The sequence below is a fragment of the Snodgrassella sp. ESL0324 genome (genome assembly GCF_013344955.1).
GTDB classification, from domain to species: domain Bacteria; phylum Pseudomonadota; class Gammaproteobacteria; order Burkholderiales; family Neisseriaceae; genus Snodgrassella; species Snodgrassella alvi.
On sequence record NZ_JAAEDS010000012.1, the window covers coordinates 14,073 to 39,144 of the forward strand.

The 25,072-nt window shown below is 41.4% G+C and carries 22 protein-coding genes; 9 read left to right on the top strand and 13 right to left on the bottom strand.

Translation table 11 applies throughout. The annotated features are described in order from the left end of the window. Positions 1-192: 192 nt before the first annotated feature. Positions 193-1,506 (bottom strand): homoserine dehydrogenase, encoded by a 1,314-nt coding sequence (locus tag GYY70_RS02225; protein WP_096765367.1) that lies wholly within the window; start codon positions 1,504-1,506, stop codon positions 193-195. A 146-nt stretch (positions 1,507-1,652) separates the two neighbouring features. Here GYY70_RS02225 and GYY70_RS02230 point away from each other — a divergent pair, with 146 nt between their 5' ends. Further along, positions 1,653-2,030 (top strand): Mth938-like domain-containing protein, encoded by a 378-nt coding sequence (locus tag GYY70_RS02230; RefSeq protein ID WP_174831144.1) that lies wholly within the window; start codon positions 1,653-1,655, stop codon positions 2,028-2,030. 128 nt (positions 2,031-2,158) lie between these two features. On the opposite strand, the gene GYY70_RS02235 is transcribed toward GYY70_RS02230, so the two are convergent. From GYY70_RS02235 to rlmB, 3 genes are read right to left on the bottom strand one after another with little or no spacing between them, the layout of a single operon-like run. Then, a complete protein-coding gene (locus tag GYY70_RS02235) occupies positions 2,159-3,112 on the bottom strand; it encodes an SPFH domain-containing protein (RefSeq protein WP_037393457.1) in 954 nt (317 codons plus the stop codon). A 2-nt stretch (positions 3,113-3,114) separates the two neighbouring features. Beyond that, a complete protein-coding gene (locus GYY70_RS02240) occupies positions 3,115-3,549 on the bottom strand; it encodes an NfeD family protein (protein ID WP_025330624.1) in 435 nt (144 codons plus the stop codon). Between the two features lie 58 nt (positions 3,550-3,607). Beyond that, the gene (rlmB, locus tag GYY70_RS02245) at positions 3,608-4,351 is read right to left on the bottom strand and encodes a 23S rRNA (guanosine(2251)-2'-O)-methyltransferase RlmB (protein WP_084551869.1); all 744 of its coding nucleotides are present in this window, start codon (positions 4,349-4,351) and stop codon (positions 3,608-3,610) included. A gap of 381 nt (positions 4,352-4,732) precedes the next feature. Here rlmB and GYY70_RS02250 point away from each other — a divergent pair, with 381 nt between their 5' ends. The 6 genes from GYY70_RS02250 (at position 4,733) to GYY70_RS02275 (ending at position 10,052) form a co-directional block, all read left to right on the top strand. Then, positions 4,733-5,398, top strand: coding sequence for a DUF421 domain-containing protein (locus tag GYY70_RS02250; RefSeq protein ID WP_025330626.1), 666 nt, complete (start codon positions 4,733-4,735; stop codon positions 5,396-5,398). Positions 5,399-5,527: 129 nt separating this feature from the next. After that, on the top strand, positions 5,528-6,361 hold the full coding sequence (locus GYY70_RS02255; RefSeq protein WP_174831146.1) for a squalene/phytoene synthase family protein: 834 nt from the start codon (positions 5,528-5,530) through the stop codon (positions 6,359-6,361). Positions 6,362-6,618: 257 nt separating this feature from the next. After that, positions 6,619-7,617, top strand: coding sequence for an ABC transporter substrate-binding protein (locus GYY70_RS02260; RefSeq protein WP_174831148.1), 999 nt, complete (start codon positions 6,619-6,621; stop codon positions 7,615-7,617). Positions 7,618-7,720: 103 nt separating this feature from the next. Further along, positions 7,721-8,623, top strand: a complete 903-nt coding sequence (locus GYY70_RS02265; protein WP_084554280.1) for an ABC transporter permease — start codon at positions 7,721-7,723, stop codon at positions 8,621-8,623. Then, positions 8,620-9,414 carry an ABC transporter ATP-binding protein gene (locus GYY70_RS02270; RefSeq protein WP_037393448.1) on the top strand — a complete coding sequence of 265 codons (795 nt, stop codon included), beginning with the start codon at positions 8,620-8,622 and terminating at the stop codon, positions 9,412-9,414. The genes GYY70_RS02265 and GYY70_RS02270 overlap by 4 nt, the downstream gene beginning before the upstream one ends. A gap of 65 nt (positions 9,415-9,479) precedes the next feature. Further along, complete coding sequence (locus tag GYY70_RS02275) at positions 9,480-10,052, top strand: pseudouridine synthase (protein WP_174831150.1); 573 nt, start codon at positions 9,480-9,482, stop codon at positions 10,050-10,052. Positions 10,053-10,138: 86 nt separating this feature from the next. Here the strand turns inward: GYY70_RS02275 and GYY70_RS02280 are convergent, their stop codons facing one another. The 4 genes from GYY70_RS02280 to GYY70_RS02295 all read right to left on the bottom strand — a co-directional run bounded on the left by GYY70_RS02280 (position 10,139) and on the right by GYY70_RS02295 (position 15,777). Continuing rightward, the gene (locus GYY70_RS02280; protein ID WP_174831152.1) at positions 10,139-10,981 is read right to left on the bottom strand and encodes a MetQ/NlpA family ABC transporter substrate-binding protein; all 843 of its coding nucleotides are present in this window, start codon (positions 10,979-10,981) and stop codon (positions 10,139-10,141) included. A 159-nt stretch (positions 10,982-11,140) separates the two neighbouring features. After that, on the bottom strand, positions 11,141-13,969 hold the full coding sequence (uvrA, locus tag GYY70_RS02285) for an excinuclease ABC subunit UvrA (RefSeq protein WP_174831154.1): 2,829 nt from the start codon (positions 13,967-13,969) through the stop codon (positions 11,141-11,143). Between the two features lie 123 nt (positions 13,970-14,092). Then, on the bottom strand, positions 14,093-15,421 hold the full coding sequence (locus GYY70_RS02290) for an MFS transporter (RefSeq protein ID WP_238791787.1): 1,329 nt from the start codon (positions 15,419-15,421) through the stop codon (positions 14,093-14,095). Positions 15,422-15,450: 29 nt separating this feature from the next. Next, positions 15,451-15,777, bottom strand: coding sequence for a hypothetical protein (locus GYY70_RS02295; RefSeq protein ID WP_084563589.1), 327 nt, complete (start codon positions 15,775-15,777; stop codon positions 15,451-15,453). A 257-nt stretch (positions 15,778-16,034) separates the two neighbouring features. On the opposite strand from GYY70_RS02295, the gene GYY70_RS02300 reads away from it, so the two are divergent. After that, a complete protein-coding gene (locus GYY70_RS02300; protein ID WP_174831156.1) occupies positions 16,035-16,898 on the top strand; it encodes a DMT family transporter in 864 nt (287 codons plus the stop codon). A gap of 77 nt (positions 16,899-16,975) precedes the next feature. Here the strand turns inward: GYY70_RS02300 and GYY70_RS02305 are convergent, their stop codons facing one another. Continuing rightward, complete coding sequence (locus GYY70_RS02305) at positions 16,976-18,931, bottom strand: LysM peptidoglycan-binding domain-containing protein (protein WP_174831158.1); 1,956 nt, start codon at positions 18,929-18,931, stop codon at positions 16,976-16,978. Between the two features lie 159 nt (positions 18,932-19,090). Here GYY70_RS02305 and GYY70_RS02310 point away from each other — a divergent pair, with 159 nt between their 5' ends. Further along, positions 19,091-19,789 (top strand): class I SAM-dependent methyltransferase, encoded by a 699-nt coding sequence (locus GYY70_RS02310; protein ID WP_174831160.1) that lies wholly within the window; start codon positions 19,091-19,093, stop codon positions 19,787-19,789. 69 nt (positions 19,790-19,858) lie between these two features. Here GYY70_RS02310 and GYY70_RS02315 read toward each other — a convergent pair whose 3' ends face one another. The 4 genes from GYY70_RS02315 to GYY70_RS02330 form a co-directional block, all read right to left on the bottom strand. Further along, a complete protein-coding gene (locus GYY70_RS02315) occupies positions 19,859-21,247 on the bottom strand; it encodes an aspartate aminotransferase family protein (RefSeq protein ID WP_174831162.1) in 1,389 nt (462 codons plus the stop codon). An 87-nt stretch (positions 21,248-21,334) separates the two neighbouring features. Beyond that, positions 21,335-22,669: a glutamine synthetase family protein gene (locus GYY70_RS02320; RefSeq protein WP_084548165.1), complete on the bottom strand. Its 1,335-nt coding sequence runs from the start codon at positions 22,667-22,669 to the stop codon at positions 21,335-21,337. A gap of 8 nt (positions 22,670-22,677) precedes the next feature. Further along, positions 22,678-23,448, bottom strand: coding sequence for a gamma-glutamyl-gamma-aminobutyrate hydrolase family protein (locus GYY70_RS02325; protein WP_084563594.1), 771 nt, complete (start codon positions 23,446-23,448; stop codon positions 22,678-22,680). A 662-nt stretch (positions 23,449-24,110) separates the two neighbouring features. Beyond that, complete coding sequence (locus GYY70_RS02330) at positions 24,111-24,932, bottom strand: pyruvate, water dikinase regulatory protein (RefSeq protein WP_084548167.1); 822 nt, start codon at positions 24,930-24,932, stop codon at positions 24,111-24,113. Positions 24,933-25,072 lie beyond the last annotated feature (140 nt).

The window sequence follows — 25,072 nt, forward strand, 5'->3', positions numbered from 1 at the left end:
TTTATGCATATTCAATTATTATATGCTCGGAAATAATAATCTGATATTGATAATTAAATTACTTTTGTCGATATTGTAAAAATAAAATTTTTATTTTTACAAACGGTACAGCTAATTTTGTGCTGACTTCTGCAACGACGATAAAAAAACGGGCAAATAATGCCCGTTTCAGAAACATGACCAGTGATGGAATTATCGAGGATGTAAGCTTTCCATTCGAATCATGGTAACTGGGGATAATACCCGTGGTAATGCCTGAATTCTGGCCATTGACTGTTTGATAAAACGTTCTTTGGTTGAATGTGTCAGGATAACAATTTCGGCAGATTCTTTATTAATAATACCTTTTTGGATAAGAGCCTCAATAGAAATATTCTCTGCTGCCAGAATATTCGCAATTTCTCCCAGCACACCCGGTTCATCACAGGCAGATACACGCAGATAATAACTGCTGGTGATTTCATCCATTGGCAGAATGGAGATATTTTGTAATGAATTAGACTGAAAAGCCAGATAGGGAACCCGGTAGCTGGCTTCAGCATTCTGTAATCGGGTTACATCAATAATATCAGCCATAACCGCACTGGCAGTTGGGCCGGCACCAGCACCAGCACCATAATAGAGTGTCTGCCCAATCATATCTGCCTGTACAGATACAGCATTCATTACTCCTTCTACTTTTGCCAGTAATCGGCTTTCAGGGATTAAAGTAGGGTGTACACGCAGCTCGATACCTTGCGGAGTTTTGCGGGTAATACCAAGTAATTTAATGCGATAGCCTAGTTCCTCAGCATAACAGATGTCCAGACTCTCCAGATGACTGATGCCTTCCAGATAACATTGGCTGAAATTAATCGGAGTTCCGAATGCCAGTGCGGAAATAATACTTAATTTATGACCGGCATCATGACCTTCAATATCGAATGTAGGATCGGCTTCTGCATAACCCAGTTCTTGTGCCTGTTTTAATGCTTCCGGAAAGGTACTGCCCCGGGTACGCATTTCACTCAGAATAAAGTTACTGGTGCCATTGATAATGCCGGCAATAGATTCGATATGGTTGGCAGCCAGCCCCTCACGTAAAGCTTTAATAATGGGAATACCGCCGGCAACTGCAGCTTCATACATCACCATTACATTGTGTTCAGAAGCCAGTCGGAAAATTTCGTTACCGTATTCTGCCAGAAGTTTTTTATTGGCAGTAACAATGTGCTTTCCGTTTCTGATTGCCTGAATCACAGCGTCTTTAGCTATTGTTGTACCGCCAATCAGTTCTACCACAACATCAACATCAGTTGCATTTACTACTTCAAATACATCATCACTAACAAAAGTGCTGTTACCGCATATTTCCCGGGTACGTTCAATATTACGACTTGCTGCACGGGTAATAATTAATTCGCGACCAAGCCGGCGGGTAATTTCATCCGCATTATTCTGTAATAACTTGACGGTACCACCACCTACTGTGCCGACGCCCAGCAAGCCTATACGCAGAGGCTGCATGTTTACTCCTTCAAATAGACAAATTTAATTTATGGACTGCCTGATACTTGCAATTTTACGTGAATAATCTACTATGCTAGCCGAAAACTGCTTTTTTGACTACTACAGCCATAGTATGTTGTGTGGTTATGCATAAGGAAATTTTAATGCAAATTGAAGAAATCCGGGATAAACAAGGATTATGGATTGAGGAAGTTGATACCGGAAAAATTACTGTAAACGGCCGGCAGTATACTCAACCTGTATGTATTACTGCTGATGAAGTGCTCACACTGGATAAGCAAGCAGCCAGTGAGTTAACCATTGATGATTTTACTCAGGCTTTACAGTTTAAGCCTGAAGTGATTTTAATCGGTACCGGAAATCATCATGTGTTTATTCATCCGCGTCTGACTTCACAATTAGTCGCAAAAGGAATCGGTGTAGAAAGTATGTCTACAGCTGCTGCTTGCCGTACTTTTATGGTATTGCGCAGTGAAGGCCGCAATGTCTGGGCATGGTTGTGGCCGTTAACTGAAGAGTAGTATGTATTTAAATATATTGCTTTTAAAAAGAATAATTTAGAAATAATCAGTATCAGGGTTAGGGATAAAAAATCAGGCTGCCGGTATCATTAACCGGAACCTGATTTTTTAATAGTTACGTAAGTTATTTATTTAACTGCTGTGTTGTTCTGACCTTTGATAATGCTCATGCCAGCACTTACCAGACTACCAATATCTGCAACATTAGCAGGCATAATCAGAGTGTTATTGGTTTTTGCCAGTTTAGCAAAAGCATCTACGTACTGTTCAGCCACTTTCAGATTCACAGCTTCTGTACCGCCCGGTTCTTTTACTGCGGCAGCTACCTGACGAATTGCTTCCGCAGTCGCCTGTGCAACCAGACGCAAAGCTTCAGCTTCACCTTCGGCGCGATTAATCTGTGCTACTTTGGCACCCTGAGATTCATTGATAGAAGCTTGAGCTTCACCTTGTGACTTCTGAATTTCAGCTTCACGCTGACCGGCCGCCAGATTAATCTGTTCCTGCTTGATCCCTTCAGACTGAGCAATACGTGCGCGTTTTTCCCGTTCGGCTGTAATCTGAGCTTGCATTGAGCGCAGAATTTCCTGAGGTGGAACCAAATCTTTGATTTCATAGCGCAATACTTTAACTCCCCATGAAACCGCTGCTTCATCCAGTGAGGCAACCACGGTATGGTTAATATCATCACGTTCTTCAAAAGTTTTATCCAGTTCCATACGACCGATAACTGAACGTAATGTTGTTTGTGCCAGTTGGGTAATGGCAACTACAAAGTTACTGGAGCCATAGGATGCTAGTTTAGGATCAGTTACCTGAAAATAGATAATACCATCCACTGTAAGCTGTGTATTATCGCGGGTAATACAAACCTGACTGGGTACATCCAGTGGTATTTCCTTTAAAGTATGTTTATAAGCGACACGATCGATAATCGGAATAATAAAATTAAGACCGGCTACCAGAGTAGCGTGATAGCGGCCTAAACGTTCAACAATATAGACTTCCTGCTGAGGTACAACTTTAAATGCCATGCAGATAAATGCAACAATGGCGGCGAGAAAAATAAAAGTCAGAATCATGATTATTCCTGCTGAGTAGAAGGGGCTTGAGAAGTAATATTTAAAATATTGCCTTGATGGCTGATGATTTGAGCACTGTCACCGGATTTTGCGTCAGTTGGATGATTAAAACGAGCCTGCCAGATAGTGCCCCGATAATGTACCTGCCATAATCCGTCGGGTAGGAGCTGAGTAAGTATCACTGTCTGACCGTAGTCCGGATCATCAGTTGGTTTTGCCATGTTTTCACGCGGATGTTTATTTTGCCAGGCACGTACGATGGTAATACCCAGAATAGAAAAAACTATTGCAATAACAGCATTGACGCTCTCACTGGTTTTCAGCAGCCATTCAGCCAGACCGGCACTTAGTAATGAGGCACTGATTACCAGCATATAAAAAGTGCCGCTAAACATTTCCAATACAAACAGAACCAAAGCTGCAATACACCAAATCATCAGTATCTCCTTAACTTTATAATATTTAACAGAAATGTGTTTTATTGTAAAGCCGACTTCAGGCAGATAGTATCCGTTGCCTACGGGTTTCGCTCAGAACGATACCAGTGCTGACAGAAACATTCAGGCTTTCAACGGTTCCGAACATGGGAATGGATACCAGTGTATCACACAGATCTCGTGTTAAACGGCGCATGCCATTACCTTCTGCACCCATTACCCATGCTACTGCTTCCGGGGCCGTAAAGTGATATAAGTCATCACTACCGTTCATATCAGTACCAATAATCCAGATACCGCGCTTTTTCAATTCACGAATGGTGCGTGCCAGATTTGTTACTGTAATATAAGGTACTGTTTCAGCAGCACCACAGGCTACTTTACTTACGGTAGCATTTAATCCGACACTTTTATCTTTGGGTGCAATTACCGCGTGAACTCCCATAACATCTGCAACTCGCAGACAGGCTCCCAGATTATGCGGATCTGTAATGCCATCAAGAATCAGCAATAAAGGTGGTTCATTCAGATTTTCAAGTACATCTTCTATGTCTACATGTTGTCTGGAAGCATCGATAAAGCCTACTACACCCTGATGGCGGGCATGTTTACTCAAAGTATCGAGCCGTGCCTGATCTGCGCTGATAATGCGCACATTTTCTGCTTCAGCTTTATTTAATACATCGCGCATACGGGCATCATGTTTACCCTCCAGTACATAAAGTTCAATTATGCTGTCCGGGTTTTGCCATAAACGGGCATTAACTGCGTGAAAGCCAATGATGAGGCGCTGATTTGACATGTATATTTCATTTAGTGAGTAAAGAAACCAATTATAACGGAAATTAGTGTACTAATCTGATTATACCGAATAAATACCATTCTTCATTTAAAAATGTAATTGTGATGTAATTTGCCTGATAAAAGAAATAAATACCGTTGACAGGTAATTAAATTTTTCGCTCAGGGTTAAGACGGTATCAGTTACATCTTGATAAAAAATTATTGCTTGTAAAATGTTATCTTTATCATTTATTTAAAATAAAGCAAATTAAACTAAAGTATCTTAATGTTCATTTTCAGAGTTTATGAATAAAGTTAAGAATGATGCTTGTATGAGGGGAATAAACTCTGACCGGTAATAGCTGGTCGGGAATTTAACTTTAATACAGGAAAAATTCTTATGGAATATTATTTATGGGTGCTGGCTAAGTTTCTCGTTGGTTTTATTATTGTCATTCTGCATTTGAATGTAACAGGTAAAACGCAGTTGAATCAGATGACCCCGGTAGATTTCATTGGTAACTTTGTACTTGGCGGTATTATCGGTGGGGTGATTTATAATCAGGATATTCCGATTTATCAGTATATTATTGTGTTGTTAATCGGTGTTTGCCTTATTTCATTATTAAACTGGGTATGCAAGCATGTCAGCTTTATCCGAATGTTTGCTATTGGTGAACCGATTCCGATTATGAAAGACGGACATTTTTTGATGGATAATATTCTGCGTAAAAAGAATAAGATTGATATTCTTAATGTGGCTTCACTTTTGCATGCTCAGGGTATTACTTCGTTTCAGGAAGTCAGTTATGCACAGATTGAGCCCAGTGGTTCGCTGACGGTGTTAACTGATAAAGGCAAATATCCTTCATTAATTTTATTTAAGGAAGGAGAGGTGCGTACAACGGAATTGCATCGGATAAATAAGGATGAAAAGTGGCTGGAGCAAAAAATTCAGCAGCAGCACCTGACGGAAGATGATTTATTTCTGGTTGAATTCTGGAATAATAGTTTAAATTTTGTACTTCGTAACGGTGAAGTAAAAAAAGATACGCTAAAAAGTTAATTTTTATTGCAGATTAGTGGCTGGAGAAATATCCGGAAAAGGTTACAATACTGTTTTAGGTTAATTTAATTTATTGCTGTGCAGCCACTCGAATATTGTCTTCAGAAAATTTGCCATAGCAGGAATGCTATGGCTTTTCGTTTTCCTTTTCTTTCCTCGGTGCAGCGTCATGCACTGATAGCTTTGTATGCTTTGCAGCAAGAATTAAATGATGTAGTAGAAGATTGTTCTGATGCTAATGTGGCTTTGACAACACTGCGATGGTGGGAGCAACAACTAGATAAGCTGTATAACTCTGATTCTGTTCCTGAACATCCTTTATTACAGGCTTTAAAACCATTTATTACCCGATATTCTTTACCATTGGCTGAAATACTGGCTTTGCCTGATGCACTTCGTACGCAATTAACTCAGGCCAGATTTCAGGATATGGAACAGCTATGCCATTATAGTAAACAGGCAGGGATGGTGCAGGGGCGTTTAACTAGCAGAGTTTTGGGATTCAGTGCAGAACAAACTTTGGAATTTGCCGATAAAGTGGGTGAAATATGTCAGCTGGTGATGATTTACTCACGGATTGGTGCTGATACAAGGCTGGGAAAGCTGTATATTCCAGTAGAGTTATTACAGCAATTTAATGTTCCGGCTCATTTGGTACTTAACCGACACGGTGGAGTTGAATTTACGGCATTGATGAACGCATGGCTTGCTACATTAAAACAGCAGTTTAATTCTGCTCTTGCTTTGCTGCCCTCTGCAGATAACCGCAGGCAGCGCCCCAGTCTGGCCATGCTCGCAGTAGCCTGGGCTCAGCTTAATGAAATTGAGCAGGACGGACTACAAAATATCATGCAATATCAGCTGGTCGTACCGCGACCGCGTCAGCAACGGTTATTCTGGAAAACATGGTTGTGTGGTTTTCGGCCGGATAGATTAAAAAATGTGAAGCAGGGTGTTTTCTAAGAAAAGTGTGATATGGCGAGTATTATGAGTTATAAGAACTATTTTTGTAATTGAATTATATTTTTAAAATTTTATTGCTTAAATAAATAAAATATTGAAATTATATTTCAATGTAAAAGCGTATGTCTGAGCAATTTTAATTACGCAATAAGGCTGGTTTTTTGTATAATTTATGCCATCATCTGCTTACTTGTGCAGGTGTAAGCAATTTTATTGCTAAATTGCTTCCGGATTAATCCTGTGCTGAGGAACCTCATATGCTCAGAGCAAAAAAAACCTTATTTATTCTGGGTTTAACTGCTGCCTGTTTGCTTTCTGCCTGTTCGCAATCCGAACAGGGAAATAAAACCAGCGGTACCAATACGAAAAAAGTAGCCATTACGGCAATTGTTGAACATCCTGCTTTGGATGCTGTACGTCAGGGTGTGATAGATGAACTGCGTGCTGAAGGCTATGAACAGGGTAAAAATCTTCAGCTGGATTTTCAAAGTGCACAAGGGAATACTGCTACTGCCGGTCAGATTGCTAAAAAATTCGCTGGTAATAATCCGGATGTAATTGTTACTATCGGCACGCCAAGCGCACAGTCTATGGTTGCAGCAACGCGCAAAATTCCGATAGTGTTTGCAGCAGTAACCGATCCGGTTGCCGCTAAACTGGTAACAAGCTGGGAACCCAGCAAAACCAATGTTACCGGTGTGTCTGATGAACTGCCTTTACAGCCACAGATTGATTTAATGAAACAAGTTGTACCTAACCTGAAAACAGTGGGTTATGTATATAGCCCGGGTGAAATCAATTCAACTGTTGTGCTCGGACAATTACAGTCTTTACTGGCTAAGGACGGTATTACTGTGGCAGCAGCTCCAGCACAGCGTACAACTGATGTCCCCATGGCTACTAAAAGCTTGCAGGGTAAGGCAGATCTGATTTATACCTCTCTGGACAATAATGTGGTTTCTGCTTATGAATCCATGTACAAAGTTGCCAAAGATATGAAAATGCCCTTGGTGGCTTCAGATACCGGTTCGGTAAAACGCGGTGCAGCTGTAGCACTGGGGGTTAATTATCATGAGCTTGGTACTGCTACTGGTAAAATTGTAGGTCGGATTCTCAAAGGAGAGCAGGCTGGTAACATTGCTCCGCAGCGTATGACCGCAGATCAGCTTGATTTGATGGTAAGTAAATCTCATGCTGCCGAACAAGGTATTACATTTTCGGAGCAATTACTCAAACAGGCTAAATTAGTCGATTAGGATTATAGAAAGCCTCTGGGACGGATACCGTAACATCGGCAAGCTGATTCAGGCTTTGCCGATGTTGTTTTTATTTTCAACCACAATTTATTAATTGGTTAATATGTCTTCTATAGCTTTATTTGGCGCTTTAGAAAGCGGACTGATATATGCTCTCGTTGCTCTGGGTGTACTGATTTCATTCCGTATTCTGGATTTTCCTGATTTAACTGCCGACGGCAGTTTTCCGCTCGGCGGTGCTGTATTTGCCATTTGTGTTACCCATGGTATTAATCCGTGGCTGGCTACTGCACTTGGCGGAGTTGCCGGTGCATGTGCCGGTTTGGTAACAGCATGGCTGCATGTTTCTTTAAAAATCATGCAGCTGTTGGCCAGTATTCTGGTTATGGTTGCTTTGTATTCGGTTAACCTGCGTATTATGGGTGCACCTAATTTGCCTTTACTGGATCAGCCCAGTGTATTCACGCCGTTTTTTAATGCAGACGGAAGCAACCAGTATTGGGTGCAGCCGCTAGTGATTTTTGGTTTTGTGCTGGTTGCAAAATTTTTTCTGGACTGGTTTTTTGCTACAGAAATTGGCTTATCAATGCGAGCTACTGGCGTAAATGCACGAATGGCTCGTGCTCAGGGTGTGAATACCTCACGTATTTTGCTGTTAGGCATGGCGATATCAAACGCATTTATTGCTTTGGCCGGTGCACTATTTGTGCAGACTCAGGGCGGTGCAGATATATCAATCGGTATCGGCACGATTGTCGTCGGGCTGGCCGCAGTGATTATTGGTGAAACCCTGATTCCGGGAAAACGGTTCATCATTATTACACTGGCCGTTATAGTGGGAGCAGTACTTTACCGTGCATTTATTGCACTGGCGCTGGGCAGTGATACATTGCAGCATATGGGCTTTGGACCGCAGGATTTAAATCTGGTTACAGCAATTTTAGTTGTACTTGCGCTGCGTTTGCCGGCAATCAAAGGTTACTTTAAAAGGAAATTCAAAGCATGATGCGCGCAGATAATTTACGCCTTACATTCAATGCGGGAACACCAATTGAAAATCCTGCTTTGCGAGGCATGAGTTTAAGTATTGCAGATGGTGAGTTTGTTACCGTTATCGGTAGTAATGGTGCCGGTAAATCTACTTTTCTTAATGCTATCAGCGGTGACACCATGGTAGATTCCGGTACGATTACTATCAATAGTAAAGATGTTACCAGTGAACCTGCTTATAAACGTGCGCCATTAGTAGCACGTGTTTTTCAAGACCCACTTGCCGGTACCTGTGAAGCCTTAACCATTGAAGAAAATATGGCTCTGGCACTGCGGCGTGGCAGCAGTCGTGGTTTGCGTCCGGCTATTAAACGTCAGTATCGTGAACTGTTCCGTGAAAAACTGGCAATGCTTAACCTGGGGCTGGAGAACCGATTGAGCGACAGAATTGGTTTGCTTTCCGGTGGGCAGCGACAGGCTGTCAGTTTGTTGATGGCATCCTTGCAAAGTTCTAAAATTTTATTGCTTGATGAGCATACAGCTGCACTGGATCCTAAAACAGCTGCTTTTGTACTGGAGCTGACAGACCGCATTGTGCGTGAAAATAAATTAACTGCAATGATGGTAACACATTCGATGCAGCAGGCTCTGGATCACGGATCACGTACTGTCATGCTGCATCAGGGGCGTGTAGTGCTGGATGTGGCTGGTGACAAACGTGCCGGTATGAGTGTGGCGGATCTATTAAAGATGTTCGAACATACTCAGGGCGAAAAAGTATCTGATGATGCTTTATTACTGAGCTAAACCTTTGTGTTTATAAAACAGGCTGTCAGCATTCCTGACAGCCTGATTTTCTGATTGGAAGCATAATGTCTGTACCTGAACTGATTGTACTGAATAAACCCTATGGTGTGATTTGTCAGTTTAGCGCTCATGAGAAACATCCTACCTTGAAGCAATTTGTATCATTACCCGATGTCTATCCGGCAGGCCGGCTGGATACAGATAGTGAAGGATTGCTTTTATTAACTGCCAACGGACGTTTACAGGCAAAAATTGCTCATCCTAAGTATAAACTGATAAAAACATACTGGGCACAGGTGGAAGGTAAACCGGATAATGAACGCATGCAGCAATTGGCTGATGGGGTAAATCTGAGCGACTTTATTACACAGCCTGCTCAGGTTCAATTGGTTAGTGCTGCTGATAGTGCCCGTTTATGGCCGCGAGTACCGCCAATTCGTGAACGCAAAACAGTAACTGATTTCTGGCTGCAAATTCGAATCAGTGAAGGTAAAAACAGGCAGGTACGACGCATGTGTGCAAAAGTCGGCTGGCCTTGTTTACGTTTAGTGCGAGTAGGAATAGGGCAGCTAGATGTTTTCTCCCTTAAGTTACCTTTGGGAATGTGGCAGGCTGTGAATCCAAAAGATTTATCATAAATATTTTTTGAATTGCTATAAATTAAAAATAACCCTTATGTTACAAACATAAGGGTTTATTTTATTTCCTAAAATGAAATAATTAATCAGAATGCAGGAATGATGGCACCCTGATATTTTTCTTCAATAAATTTTTTCACTTCAGGTGAAGTCATGGCCTGTTTCAGCTTTTGGATTGCATCACGATTTTCATCCCCTATGCGGACAACCAGAATATTTGCATAAGGTGAATCTTTTGATTCAATAAATAAAGCATCTTTGGTTGGTACCAGTTTAGCTTCCATAGCAAAATTGGTATTAATTACAGACAGAGTAGCATCATTTAAAGTACGCGGTAACTGAGGCGCATCCATTGGTGTAATTTTGAGATGTTTCGGATTATCAACAATATCACGTACAGTAGCACTGATACCCGCATCTGCTTTTAATTTAATTAAACCGGCTTTTTGCAGCAATAACAAAGCTCGGCCACCATTGGTAGCATCATTTGGAATAGTAACCAGCCCGTCATCAGGTGTTTCACTGAGTGCTTTTACTTTTTTAGAGTAAATACCCATCGGTTCTACATGAATATTGGCAATCGGTGTTAACTGCATTTTGTGTTTCTGGACAAAATCTTCCAGATAAGGTTTATGCTGAGAGAAGTTAGCATCTACATCTTTCTCATTCAGGGCGATATTCGGACGTACATAGTCAGTCATCTGAATGATTTGTAAATCAATTCCTTCTTTTTCCAGTAATGGTTTAGCTACCTGAAGAATTTCTGCATGAGGAACAGGTGAAGCAGCAACTTTCAGTATTGTTTTATCTGTTGTTGCAGGAGTACTGCCAGAACTGGCGGCCGGTACGGATTCAGTTTTCTGAGTACACGCTGTCAGTACCGTACTGATTGCTGCCACTGACAATAATGCAAATAACAATTTTTTCATATTTAACCTTGAGTAAGATACGCAATAAAAATATACAGCTGAACATTAACACAAAATGCATGTTACTTGTATTTTTTACATGCATGTTTACTTTGGTTAATAGTTTTTTAACTGGTAATTAAACTGTGCGACCGATAACAGCTCCACAGTTTAATTTATTCATTTGCCAAGCATTGGCTTAAGGTATTTTCCGGTATAGCTTTTAGGATTGGCTGCAACTTCTTCCGGAGTACCTTCCGCGATAATCGTACCGCCTCCATCACCACCTTCCGGACCCAGATCAACGATATAATCAGCTGTTTTAATTACATCCAGATTATGTTCGATAATAACAATACTATTACCTTTCCCTTTCAGGCGATGAATAACGTCCAGTAACAGAGCTATATCGGCAAAGTGTAAGCCGGTGGTTGGTTCATCAAGTATATAAAGTGTCCGCCCGGTATCGCGTTTGGAGAGTTCCAGCGCCAGTTTTACCCGTTGAGCTTCACCGCCGGAAAGTGTAGTGGCAGACTGTCCTAATCGTACATAACCCAGTCCTACGTCCAGCAATGTCTGCAATTTTCGCTTAACTGTCGGTACAGCATCGAAAAATGTGCAGGCTTCTTCCACGGTCATTTCCAGAATTTCACTGATATTTTTGCCTTTGTATTGTATTTCCAGTGTTTCACGATTATAGCGTTTTCCATGGCAAACCTCGCAGGGTACATAAATGTCGGGAAGAAAATGCATTTCTACTTTAATAACACCATCACCCTGACAGGCTTCACAGCGTCCGCCTTTTACATTAAACGAGAATCGGCCAACTGTATATCCGCGTTCGCGAGACAGTGGTACCCCGGCAAACAGTTCGCGGATAGGTGTAAACAGGCCGGTATATGTGGCAGGATTGGAACGCGGAGTCCTTCCTATGGGAGACTGATCAACATTAATGACTTTATCCAGATGCTCCAGTCCTTTGATATCTTCATAAGGAGCTGGCTCTTCACTGGCGCGATTTAATTCACGTGCTGTAATTTTTGCCAGTGTGTCGTTAATCAGAGTAGATTTGCCGCTGCCTGAAACACCAGTAATACAGGTAATCAGGCCGAGAGGCAAGGTAAGGGTTACATTTTTAAGATTATTGCCACTGGCACCGCTTAATATCAGTAAGCGCTCTTTATCAACCGGACTGCGCTGTTCCGGCATGCTAATGGCTTTTTTCCCGCTCAGATATTGTCCTGTTATGGATTCTTTGCAAGCTGCCACCTTTTCAGGTGAAGCTGCGATAATAACCTGTCCGCCATGCTCACCGGCACCGGGTCCCATATCGACAACAAAATCGGCGGCACGGATAGCATCTTCATCATGCTCAACGACAATTACGCTGTTACCCAGATCGCGCAGATGTTTCAGTGTATCGAGCAGGCGGTCATTATCGCGCTGGTGCAGGCCGATAGACGGTTCATCCAGTACATACATGACACCTGTCAGGCCGGAACCAATCTGGCTGGCCAGCCGGATACGCTGAGCTTCACCACCAGATAAGGTTTCAGCACTGCGTGCCAGACTCAGGTAATTCAGGCCGACATTAATCAGAAAACCAAGGCGCTCATTAATTTCTTTAAGAATTTTTTCAGCAATCTGTTTTTTATTACCTTCCAGATTCAGATTCTGGAAAAAATTCAGTGTCGCTGTTAACGGCCATGCATTGACATCCGGTAATGATTTTCCGCCTATATAGACATATCGTGCTTCTGTTCGCAAACGGGCACCGCCGCAGGACGGGCAGGCTCGATGACTTTGATACTGGGCTAATTCTTCGCGTACAGTAGCGGAATCTGTTTCTCGGTAGCGCCGTTCCAGATTAGGCAGAATACCTTCAAACGGATGACTACGGGTAAATTTTGTACCCCGTTCAGACAGATAGGTAAATTCAATCTGCTCTTTACCGGAACCATAAAGAATAATATTCCGGATTTCTTCCTTTAATTCATTAAATGGCGTATTAACGTCAAATTTAAAATGCTGTCCGAGTGACTGAATCATCTGGAAATAGAAAGTATTACGTTTATCCCAGCCCTTGATAGCTCCTGCGGCCAGCGATAAATCCGGATGCATTACTACTCGTTCAGGATCAAAATAATCCATGCTGCCAAGTCCGTCACAACTGGGACAGGCTCCGACAGGGTTGTTAAAGCTGAAAAGACGTGGTTCGAGTTCCTGCAGACTATACGAACATACCGGACAGGCAAAGCGTGCTGAAAACCAGTGTTCTTTACCACTATCCATTTCGATAGCCAGAGCACGCTCATTGCCCAGACGCAGTGCAGTTTCAAAACTTTCAGCCAAACGCTGTTTGATATCAGCGCGTACTTTTACCCGGTCAATAACCACATCTATATCATGCTTGATGTTTTTTTGCAGTTTTGGTACTTCTTCAATCGCGTATACCTCACCATCAACACGCACCCGTGCAAAACCCTGTACCTGTAAATCAGCAAAGTATTCAAGAAATTCACCTTTGCGACCGCGCACTGCCGGAGCCAGAATCATTACCCGGCTTTCTTCAGGCAGGTTCAGTATATGGTCAACCATCTGGGAAACAGTCTGACTGGATAAAGGCAAATTATGTTCAGGACAATACGGTGTGCCGACACGTGCATACAATAAGCGCAAATAGTCATGAATTTCAGTGACTGTTCCTACGGTAGAGCGCGGATTATGACTGGTTGCTTTCTGCTCAATGGAAATAGCTGGTGACAAACCTTCAATTAAATCTACATCCGGTTTTTCCATCATTTGCAAAAACTGGCGAGCATAGGCCGACAGGCTTTCTACGTAGCGTCGTTGTCCTTCTGCATACAAAGTATCAAAAGCCAGTGAGGATTTACCACTACCAGACAAACCGGTAATGACAACCAGTTGATGACGGGGAATATCCAGATCTATATTTTTAAGATTGTGTGTGCGTGCACCGCGAATATGAATCGTATCGTTATCTGACATAATGCCTTGCCCAAACTAGCTGGATAAAAGAGGATACTGGCTTTAATTAAATTGCTGTTTATTAAAACCATCCGGTATTATACCTATTTCAAAACGCTAATTTAAAGCTATCAGGTAAACGTTTTAATGTTTTCGTAAAATAAATTCCTTAAAATCAATACGTAACTCTTGACTTCGTAATAAGTAAATTAAAACGAGCACATTTCCCAGCGCCACAATCATGTATAGGGCATTAATGCTGTTAAACAGCCAGATCAGTACAGCACTTAATATGGCTGCACAAACCATAAACAGACCGTTGATAATATTATTGGCAGCAATTGCATGCGAACGGAACTGATCGCTGCTGGCTGTTTGCAGCCATGTGTATAATGGCAGTGAGAAAAAGCCGCCGAAAAAACCAATACCGATTATGCAAATGATTATTGCCATGCTGTCCGGCCGGCCGATAAATGTACCGATACCGGCAACTGGCAGATTAGGTTGTGACGGTGTGAACCATACCAGCAGCAGACCGAATATACTCAGGCCGATTGTCCCGATCACAACCAGACTAAGATGTAACTGATGGCGGCTAATCCGTGCACAAACTATAGAACCCGTACCTATGCCAAGGGAGAAGAGTGTTAGCATTAAATTAAATACAGCCTCGTTTCCACCAAGATTCAAACGGGTAAAAGTAGGGAGCTGGGTTATATATACAGAACCAATCAGCCAGAACCAGGAAATACCGATTATGGCAATCCAGAGATTTTTTTGCAGATAAGTTTGCTTAAGTAGCTGTTTTGTACTCCGCATGATGTTTGAATCAATATATTGCTGTGGAATTTGTGCGGGTACCCTTGGCATAAATATACTGGCAATCTGCCCAAGAATAGCGACGAACAGCAGGATACCAAACAGCCATGCTGTATTGGTGCCAGCCAGAATAGTACCTAAAATCTGCCCGAATAATATTGATAGAAAAGTACCGCTTTCGATCAGGCTATTACCGTTGAGTAGTTCATATTTAGGGAGATATTCTGGTAATACCGCATATTTTAACGGACCGAACAAAGTAGAATGTGTGCCCATCAGAAACAGGCATAACATCAATATTGTCACAGACTGCATCCAAAAGCCGATACCTGCTATCAGCATAATGCAGATTTCAGCAGCTTTTATCCAGCGCGCCAGAATGGCTTTATCCATTTTATTAGATAATTCACCAGATAATGCAGAGAAAAGAAAAAAGGGCAGAATATACAGCAGGGCACCAGCATTCAGCATCTGGCTTGCTGGTAACCATGAATTAGCGCCAAGCCCATAAAAGCTGATTAAAACGAATAATGAGGTTTTAAACAGATTATCATTAAACGCTCCAAAAAACTGAGTACCAAACAGCGGTAAAAATCGTCTGGTACAGGCAAAAGCAAACTGGTTGCCGGATGGAAGCATATCAGGTGTAGACATAAATAACCTTACCAATACATATGTTGTGGTTACAGGGTGCCGGTGAGGTCATTCAGTATAAAATGCTGACCACATAAAATGAGATATTGTTGCTGTAAACGCCCTATAATATTGTTTTCAGCATCACAAAGCTGAACATAATCGGCTTTGCGAAACCAACGAAGACTGTCCTGAACTGATAATTGCTGCAATATCTGCCATTGTACCGGACAGGCTTGCTGGTCTGTTTCATCAGCCTGTGCTTTAACAGCATAATAGCCGGTAGCTCCATCAGTATAAGCTGAATTATCTTCATCCATGAGTACCAGAAAACCAAGATGACAGTTGTCCGGGCTGTTAATACTAAAATAAAACATAGTCAAAAATTTCTTTTAATTCTGAGAAGAGCTTAGTCAAATTATTTATTCTGCTGGGAGGATTCTAGCAGTTTATAAATGTTTGTGTATGCTAATATGCATGCTTTTGTGTACAGAAAAGCGTACTGGCTTTGAAACGTATTGCAAATAGACATGATATTTGGTTAAAACACTGACAAATATTTGTTCAGATTAATTGAATCATGTATTTAAAACGAGTCAGTGCGCAGAATTTTTAGTTTGTTTAGTTTGAAATTATGCTTTATCTCTTAATTGCTTCATTTATGTGGGGTAGCTCGTTTATTGCTACAAAAATGGCTTATGACATGCTGGATCCATCACTTGTGGTACTCGGCAGGCTGATATTGGCAGCAGTAGTTACCTTACCCATCACGTGGAGCTATTTTAAAAACCATAATGTCATTTCCAAAGTACAACTGATCAAAATTATCGGACTAGGATTGCTGACATATCCTGTAACTTATCTGTTACAGGTTACGGGTTTGAAACTTATTCCTGCGGTCAATGCGGTCACCATTATCGGTATGGAACCAATTATTATAGTACTGGTGGGTCTGATTTTTTTTCGCGAAAAAACACCATTGCTGGTATTTATACTGGGCATTGTGGCTTTTATAGGGGTGCTGCTGGTAGTAGGTAAACCGGAAAAAGCCAGTGGTAATACTGCATTGTTGGGAGCCTCGCTGGTATTTACTTCAACTATTGTCATGGCTTTCTGGATACGTTTGTCACAAAAGTTACTACGCGAAATAAATGTTAAGATATATACAGCCTTAACGTTGCAAACGGGTACTGTATTTGGTTTGCCGTTTATGCTGTTTCTAGTTGAAAACTGGGATATTCATTATTCTTTTCAGGGTATTGGTGCTATAGCTTATCTGGGTATAGGATGCAGTCTGGTGGCTGCATGGTGCTGGAATAAAGGGCTGGAAAATGTTTCTGCCAGTGTGAGCGGGATATTTCTGGCTATGGAACCGGTTTTCGGAGTAATAACGGCCATTCTATTATTGAATGAAACGGTAAATATACAGGCTTTTGTCGGAATAGTTATGGTTATTGGAGCGGCAACTACCTGTATATTTATTCCAAAAAAGAATTAAATTTATATAGCTAAAAATAAAAGGTTAGTGAATGTACACTAACCTTTTTGAATTAATTGCAATGATATGCTGTAAAGCTACAGATTGGTCAGCTTAATTTTCTGACCGGGACGTAATACTTGTTTACCATGAACTTTTTGCAATTTACTTACAGGAATATTCAGGCGCTGAGCTATGCTGCTAAGTGTATCGCCTTTTTTTACCGTGTATGAAACAGGAACTACACTGGATTTAGAGTCTTTACCTTTACGTACAGCAGCCAGCATCTGTTTATTATCCTGATTCGGGCTAATTTTCAGTACCTGACCAACCTGCAGATTATGACCGCGCAGATTATTGGCAGTAACCAGATCAGCTACATTAATATTATAGCGCTGGGCAATTGAATACAATGTATCACCCTTATTCACTTTATGAGCAATATTACTGCGTTTGTCCGCAACGTTGATGATATTGCGTAAAGAGCGTTCATTACGGTTTTCTGCCAGACGAGCAGCAGTCTGAGCTTCTTCACGTTCAGCCTGTGCCAGTGCTTTTTGAACAGAAGCCGCAGCAACTGCCTGTAATTGCGCATCCTGTGCAACCTGCATCAGTGCATCCTTATTGGTTGCAACAGGAGCAGGCAATTCAGACGGGGTTGCTGCGTTTTCAGCCACGGTTATGGTTTGGGTTTGTACTGTTGTATTGACCGGTGACGGCTGGTCAGTATTCAGTACAGTGGATGTTGTGGTTGTAACTGTTTCAGTAAGAGCTGGTACAGATGCATTGCCGGTATCAGTAACTTTATCAGACTGAGCAACAGTAGTTGCTGCCGGATGAGTCACAAATGTGCCCGGAGGTAATACTGGTTTTGCCATAGCAATATTCAGTAATGGATCCGTATCACTATTGATGAAAGAGTCCATAAGCTGAGTGTTCAAACTATTTTTACTGATAAGCAGGCTGCGACCGGCTGGTACAGTATTGCTGGACAAATTATTCAGCCGCTTAATTTCTGCACTGCTCATTCCAGTTTGTGCAGCTAAATCAGCTACATTGGTGGTTGAATATGCTTTAAAGATATTCCATGAAAGCAGAGTGTTTTTATCTGCGTTGCGGTAATTGCGTTCAAAAGTATTTACTGCGGTAATCGGCAGCAGCATTTTACGATTTTCTTTAGGAATAAAAACCGGACTCTTGAAACTTGGATTAAGGGTTAGAAATTCTGAAGTCGAAATATTCGCCAGTCGGGCAGCTGCATCAATATCAATTGGCTGATCAATGCTGATTGCTTCAAAGTAGGGACGGTTCGGTACAGAAACCAGATTAACACCAAAGGCCTGCGGATTTTCGATAATATTCCGCACAGCCAGCAATTTCGGCACATAATTGCGGGTTTCATTTGGCATGCGCAGATTTTCATAGGTAGGATCTATACCGGCCAGCTGGGCACGTTTAATGGCCTTACCAACATTACCTTCTCCCCAGTTATAGGCCGCAAGAGCCAGTGACCAGTCACCAAACAGGCTATAAAGATATTGCAAATAAGTTAAAGCAGCATCGGTCGCTGCATATACGTCGTGACGACCATCATAGAGATTAGTCTGTTCCAGTCCGTACTGTCGACCGCTACTGGGCATAAACTGCCAAAGGCCGGAAGCTCCTACCCGCGACTGAGCCTTGCTGACGAAAGCACTTTCAATAAACGGCAGTAAAGCCACTTCAGCTGGCATCTGGCGTTTTTCTGCTTCATTTACGATGTGATATAAATAAGGCTGGCTGCGCACAACCGTACGGTTAAAGTAATCGCTGTGGCTTGAATAATACTGCTCCTGCCGGCGAATAATTTCAGGATTAACCTCTGTCATACGGAAATCCTGACGCATGCGTCCCCAGATATCATGATTAGAATACGTTTTTCCTTTCAGGGTAGCCGCATTCAGATTCATTATTGATAAGCCAATGCCATTACTGGTGTAAGATTGGGCAAATGATAATGAGGGAGCAAGTATCAGGCCAGTAAGTGCCAGTACCATATGCTTCAATTTAGCCATTCGTTTAACCGTAAAATTTGTGCAAAATCCTATTAATATTAAAGAGGAAGTTCTTAACGGTCAAGGATAAATCCCTATTTTTACAGTAATGATGTAAATGCAATAAAATAATTCAATAGTCTGCAGCTTAGATTTAATATGGTACATAATGGTGCTTAAATGAATACTCAGCAATTGGAAAACTGGCTGGCCGAACATAAATTTGGTCTCTATTTAAGCCGGCTGGAGCAACAGTTTATCCTGCATAAATTAACAGGGTTGCGTTTTGGCACCATATTACAATGCGGTATATCACAATGGCAGTTCCGGCATGTTTTTGCAGCTGATTCCCAATATATTGTGCAAAGTAATACAGCCGGTCGTGGTACAGCAGTTATTGCTGAATGTAAGGCCTTACCCTGGGCTCAGCAAAGTATAGATACCATTATCTGGCCTCATGGTCTGGATACTTTATCTGATTATGAAGAGTCTATAGCTGAAATAGCCCGTATTCTGGTGCCCGGTGGGCATCTTGTAATGACCGGCTTAAATATTCATGGATATTGGCGCCTGTTTTATCAGAGCAGTCTGAAAGGCCATTCTGCTTTAAAGTTACTATCTGCCCGTACGGCTGTTGATAAGATGCAACGCTTTGGTCTGTTTCTGGAAGAAGGCCAGTTTATGGGTTATGGTATTCCGGCCTGTTACGGTGATAGTCACAAGGCTATAGAGTATATGGGTAATCGCTGGTGGCCGCATCTGGCAGCTGTTTACGGGCTTGTACTGGTCAAGCGAACTGTACCGCTCACTTTAACTGCGCAGAATGCAAATATTTTACTGAATCCGGCACCATCAGTTGCTTTGAAAAGCATAGAATAAGAGCGATAAATTCACTCTCTGAAATAAACAAAAACCTAAGCAATCACTCAGGTTTTTGTTTAATCAATTTCAGGCAGCCTTATCTGTATTACAGTCCAGCTTTTTGTCCATAAGTTCCTCAAATTCACGCATACACACACTGGCAATTGCCAGCATATTATCAATTTCCTTTTTAGAAATAATTAGCGGAGGAGCCGCCACGATGTGGTCACCACAAGCACGGAAAATCAGATTGTTCTTAAAAAAGATATCCCGGCAGATCAAACCTGTGGTGCCGAAATCATCAAAGAACTCGCGAGTATCACGGTTTTTTACCAGGGTAAAACCACACATCAATCCTTCACTGCGAATATCAGCAATATATTTAAACTGACTGAATGTTTCCTGCCAGCGTTTGCGCATATAAGGACCTGTTTTGGTACGTACCTTTTCAATCAGATTCTTTTTATCGATTATATTCAGGTTCGCACAGGCAACTGCGGCTGAAACCGGATGCCCGCTGTAAGTAAAGCCATGATTAAACTCACCCCCGGCCAGCAAACCTTCTGTTACTCTGTCATTGACCAGAACTGCCCCGATCGGTAAATAGCCGGAAGACAGCCCTTTAGCTGTCGTAAAAATATCTGGCGTGAAACCAAAAGTTTCGAATCCAAACCATTTGCCAGTGCGCCCATAGCCGCAAATGACTTCATCAGCTACCAGTAATACGTCATATTTTTTACAGATAGTTTCAATTCGCGGCCAGTAACTTGCAGGAGGAATGATCACTCCGCCAGCACCCTGAATCGGTTCAGCAACAAACGCTGCAATTTTATCCGCACCAAGTGACAGAATTTTTTCTTCAAGCCAGTTAGCAGCACGAATGCCGAATTCTTCTTCACTTTCGCCAGTTTTGGCTAAGCCGTAATACCAGGGTTGTTCAATATGAACTATATTGGCAATCGGTAAATCACCTTGCTCATGCATGCCTTTCATACCACCCAGACTTGCTCCGCCTAAGGTAGAGCCGTGATAGCCGTTCCAGCGACCAATGATCACTTTTTTAGAAGGTTTGCCCACAGAGGCCCAATAATGGCGCACCATACGTATCATGGTATCAACCGACTCAGAACCGGAATTGGTATAAAACACATGGTTAAATCCCTCCGGTGTGATTTCAACCAGTTTTTCCGATAACTTAATGATTGCAGGATGGGTTGTTTTGAAGAAAGTATTGTAAAACGGCAGCACCTGCATTTGTTTCTCGGCAATTTTGGCCAGTTTTTTTACTCCGTATCCGATATTGACACACCACAACCCGGCCATACCGTCAATGATTTCATTGCCGTCACTATCATATACATAAATGCCTTTTGCTTTAACCATCATACGTACACCGTGTTTTTTAAGCTCAGCATTATCGGAAAAAGGATGTAAATGATGTTTTACAGCCAGTCTCACATCGGTTTTATTACTCATAAAAACTCCTTTGTTTTAAAATGTTATAAGCGATCATTCAATGTACTAGTACAAGAATAACAGATGAAATATGCTATTAGGATGGTTTCAGACATGCAGCAACAGATATTTGCGCTCCCATGGGCTGATAACACGAAAATATTCTGAAACTTCCTGCTCTTTTACGGCAATGTACATTTCAACAAAACGCTGACCCAGTATTTCATGAATTGGTTCACACTGGCGTAAACGTTCTATAGATTCTTCCAGTGTAGTAGGGAACTGATAAGGTAATGAATACGCATTACTGCTCAGCGGAGCACGCGGTTGTAGCTGTTCTTTAATTCCCAGATAACCACAGGCCAGCGAGCAGGCAATCGCCAGATAAGGATTGACATCTACTCCGGCCAGCCGGTTTTCAATCCGTCTTCCTTTGGCTTTGGCCCGCGGAACACGTAAACCTACAGTGCGATTGTCATAACCCCATTCAACATTAGTGGGTGCGGCTGTATACCGAGTTAACCGGCGGAAAGAATTAACATACGGAGCAAAAAATGGCATGGTTTGCGGCAGGTATTTTTGCAAACCGCCAATAAAATGAAAAAATAGTTCTGAAGGAGTGCCATCATCACTGCTGAATGCATTATTACCATTTTCTACGTTGTTCAGACTCTGATGGATATGCATAGCACTACCCGGTTCTCCTTCCATAGGCTTAGCCATAAAAGTGGCATACATTTTATGATGAAAGGCAGATTCACGTACTGTGCGTTTGAATAAAAATACCTGATCGGCTAAATCCAGAGCATTACCATGCAGGAAATTGATTTCCATCTGTGCGGCACCAATTTCATGAATCAGCGTATCAACTTCAAGGTTCTGTTCATGGCAGTAGTCGTAGATTTCTTCAAACAGAGGGTCAAATTCATTTACTGCATCCACAGCATAAGACCGTCGTCCGAATTCACTGCGTCCGGTACGTCCGATTGGTGGTTGCAGTGGGACATCCGGATCGGGGTTGGGTGAAATCAGATAGAATTCCATTTCAGGAGCAACGATTGGTTCCAGCCCCATATTTTCATACAATTTTAATATGCGTTTAAGTACATTGCGTGGTGCGGTTTCAACCGGTAAACCGTCGGGAGAGAAACAATCGAATATCAGCGATGCTGTCGGATCCTGAGCCCAGGGAACAAAGCGCAGAGTAGTCTGGTCTGGCTTTAATTCCATATCCGCATCTGTTTCATCCAGGAGGCTGGATTGCGGATATTCTCCGGTTACAGTTTGCAGTAATACTGCCTCGGGTAATCGCATATCCGGCTCAGATATAAATTTATCTTTGGGAATAATTTTACCGCGAGCCACACCTGTTATGTCCGGTAATATACATTCTACTTCAGTGATACCATGTTCTTTAAGCCAGTTAAATATGTCATCATACATAAGTCACCTTAAAATGATTCCTTTTGCCTGTGCAATTTATATTGCATACATGCTTCACGAAAAGCTTTAAAAATAGCGATAGAAAGCGGCTTGTTCCCATATTGCCATTCAGGATGCCACTGTACTGCATAGCCAAATATTGACGCTGCATCAATCCTGAATGCTTCAATAAGACCATCTGGAGCAGTTGCTTCTATGCTAAGTCCGGGTGCTAACGTTTTTACTCCTTGCTGATGTAAAGAATTGACCTGATACTGTTTGTGGTCTGTTGCCAGCCACAGCATCAATAAACTGTCTGTTTTCAGATTAACCGCATGCGCATCGCCATACTGAATTTCAATTGGCTGATTATCAGGTTCACGATGATCCAGATAACCGGGTATTTCCTGTATATGCTGGTGCAGGTCACCACCAAGTGCAACATTGATTTCCTGAAGACCGCGGCAAACACCCAGAAGTGGTATACCACTATCAATAATATATTTAATTAGCGGTAAAACAGTATGGTCACGGGCTGCATCCTGTAACGTACCTTCTCGTGCCGATATTTCACCATACCATTTCGGGTCTATATTTGAATAAGAACCGGGTAAAAAAACACCATCAACCAATTTGAGCAGGCGAGTTAAAACTTCCTGATCAGACAGTACCGGTAGTAAAATAACATCGCCGACACTGTCCTGAACCGCATGAATGTATTTTTCACCGACAGCGTGAAAATTCCACTTACCTATCTGCTTTACATCGCATGGTATGCCTATGATTGGACGCGGCTGCATAAAATTGTCTCAAAGGATTAATAGTTAAAACAATTTTGATTTTTATGATTCATAATCCCATGAGAAAAACAAAATGGCAAGAAAACTTAACTTAAATTGAAAATAATTCGATTTATGGATAACAAAAGATATCAATCTAAACGCATAATAAAAATAAATTTTTAGGATTAAATTAAAAATATTATGGTTATATTGAAATCAAGAATAATTGTTGTTTTTGCTGGCTTGAAAATTTACTGACTAAGTAATAATTACTGATGTTAAACGATTATGTTAAATGATTATTAATTATAGAATGTAAATAAAAAATACAGATAAGTATGCTTTATTGATTACGTCATTGAAACAAGAGAATAATAATCTAAAGTATATCTTTGCGACAATCTGAGCACGGAATAAAAGACTCAGTACTTCCGGATGGTATCTGAATAGTCGGACATATTTTAATTTGGAAATTTAGATATAGTACAGTTACCTGGGATAGTATATAAAAAATATGTCATGTGCTCAGGTAATGATTTTCATGTGTTCAAAGATTGATTTAATATTAAATCTGCTTAACTTATTTGTCTGTTACTGATACCAGATAAATGCAAATCATAATTGCAAGTTAAAATAAAAGCCCTGAATTTAATCAGGGCAAAATTTTATAACGAAATAACCTAAAACCGCCGTTGTAATTTAGCCGCTAAAATAATACATGCAGCCAGTTCTTCAATAGATTTATGAGTTGTATTGGTATATGGAATATTAAAACGGCGGAACATATCTTCGGCGGTTAAAATTTCTCGTCGGCAATTATCACGACTGGCATAACGGGAATCAGGACGACGCTCCGAACGAATATGATGCAGACGGTCTGCATCTATGGTTAGTCCGTATAATTTTTGCCGGAATGGTTGCAGCATTCTAGGTAATTCACTGCTTTCCAGATCTTCTGGAATAAGAGGATAATTTGCAGCACGAATTCCATACTGTAATGCCAGATAAAGACAAGTTGGTGTTTTACCGCTGCGAGAAACGCCCATCAGAATCACATCAGCTTTTTTCAATTCACGATCGGTAATTCCATCATCATGATTAAGAGCAAAATTAATTGCTTCCATTCTTTTATCATAGCGTTCAGTATCGTGCATTCCATGGGTTCTGCCAATGGAATGATTTGCTTCTGTGGCAAGTTCATCTTCCAGCTCACCAATAAATGCATCATAAAAACTCATATGCAGTCCTGCACTGGTTTTAATCAGTTTGCGGACACTCTCATCAACGATGCTGGAAAAAACCAGCGGACGCGCTTCACAGTGGTTTGCTGCATTATTGATTAAAGCAACAATCTCACGTGCTTTTGTTTCCGTATCTACAAATGGATAAGTAGCACGCTTGAATTCTATATTGTCAAACTGGTTCAATAAAGCAAGACCCATACTTTCGGCGGTGATACCCGTTCGGTCGGAAACAAAAAAGACTTGGCGTACTGGTTTCATAATCAATCTACATAATTCAGAGTTAAAAAGGGATGTGACTTTATAAATTATCCATTGTAAATGAAGTTTCTTCCAGTTCCTGCGTAAAATTTTGGTTTTTTTTCAACATTGATACTAAAAAAATAAAAATAGACTGAATA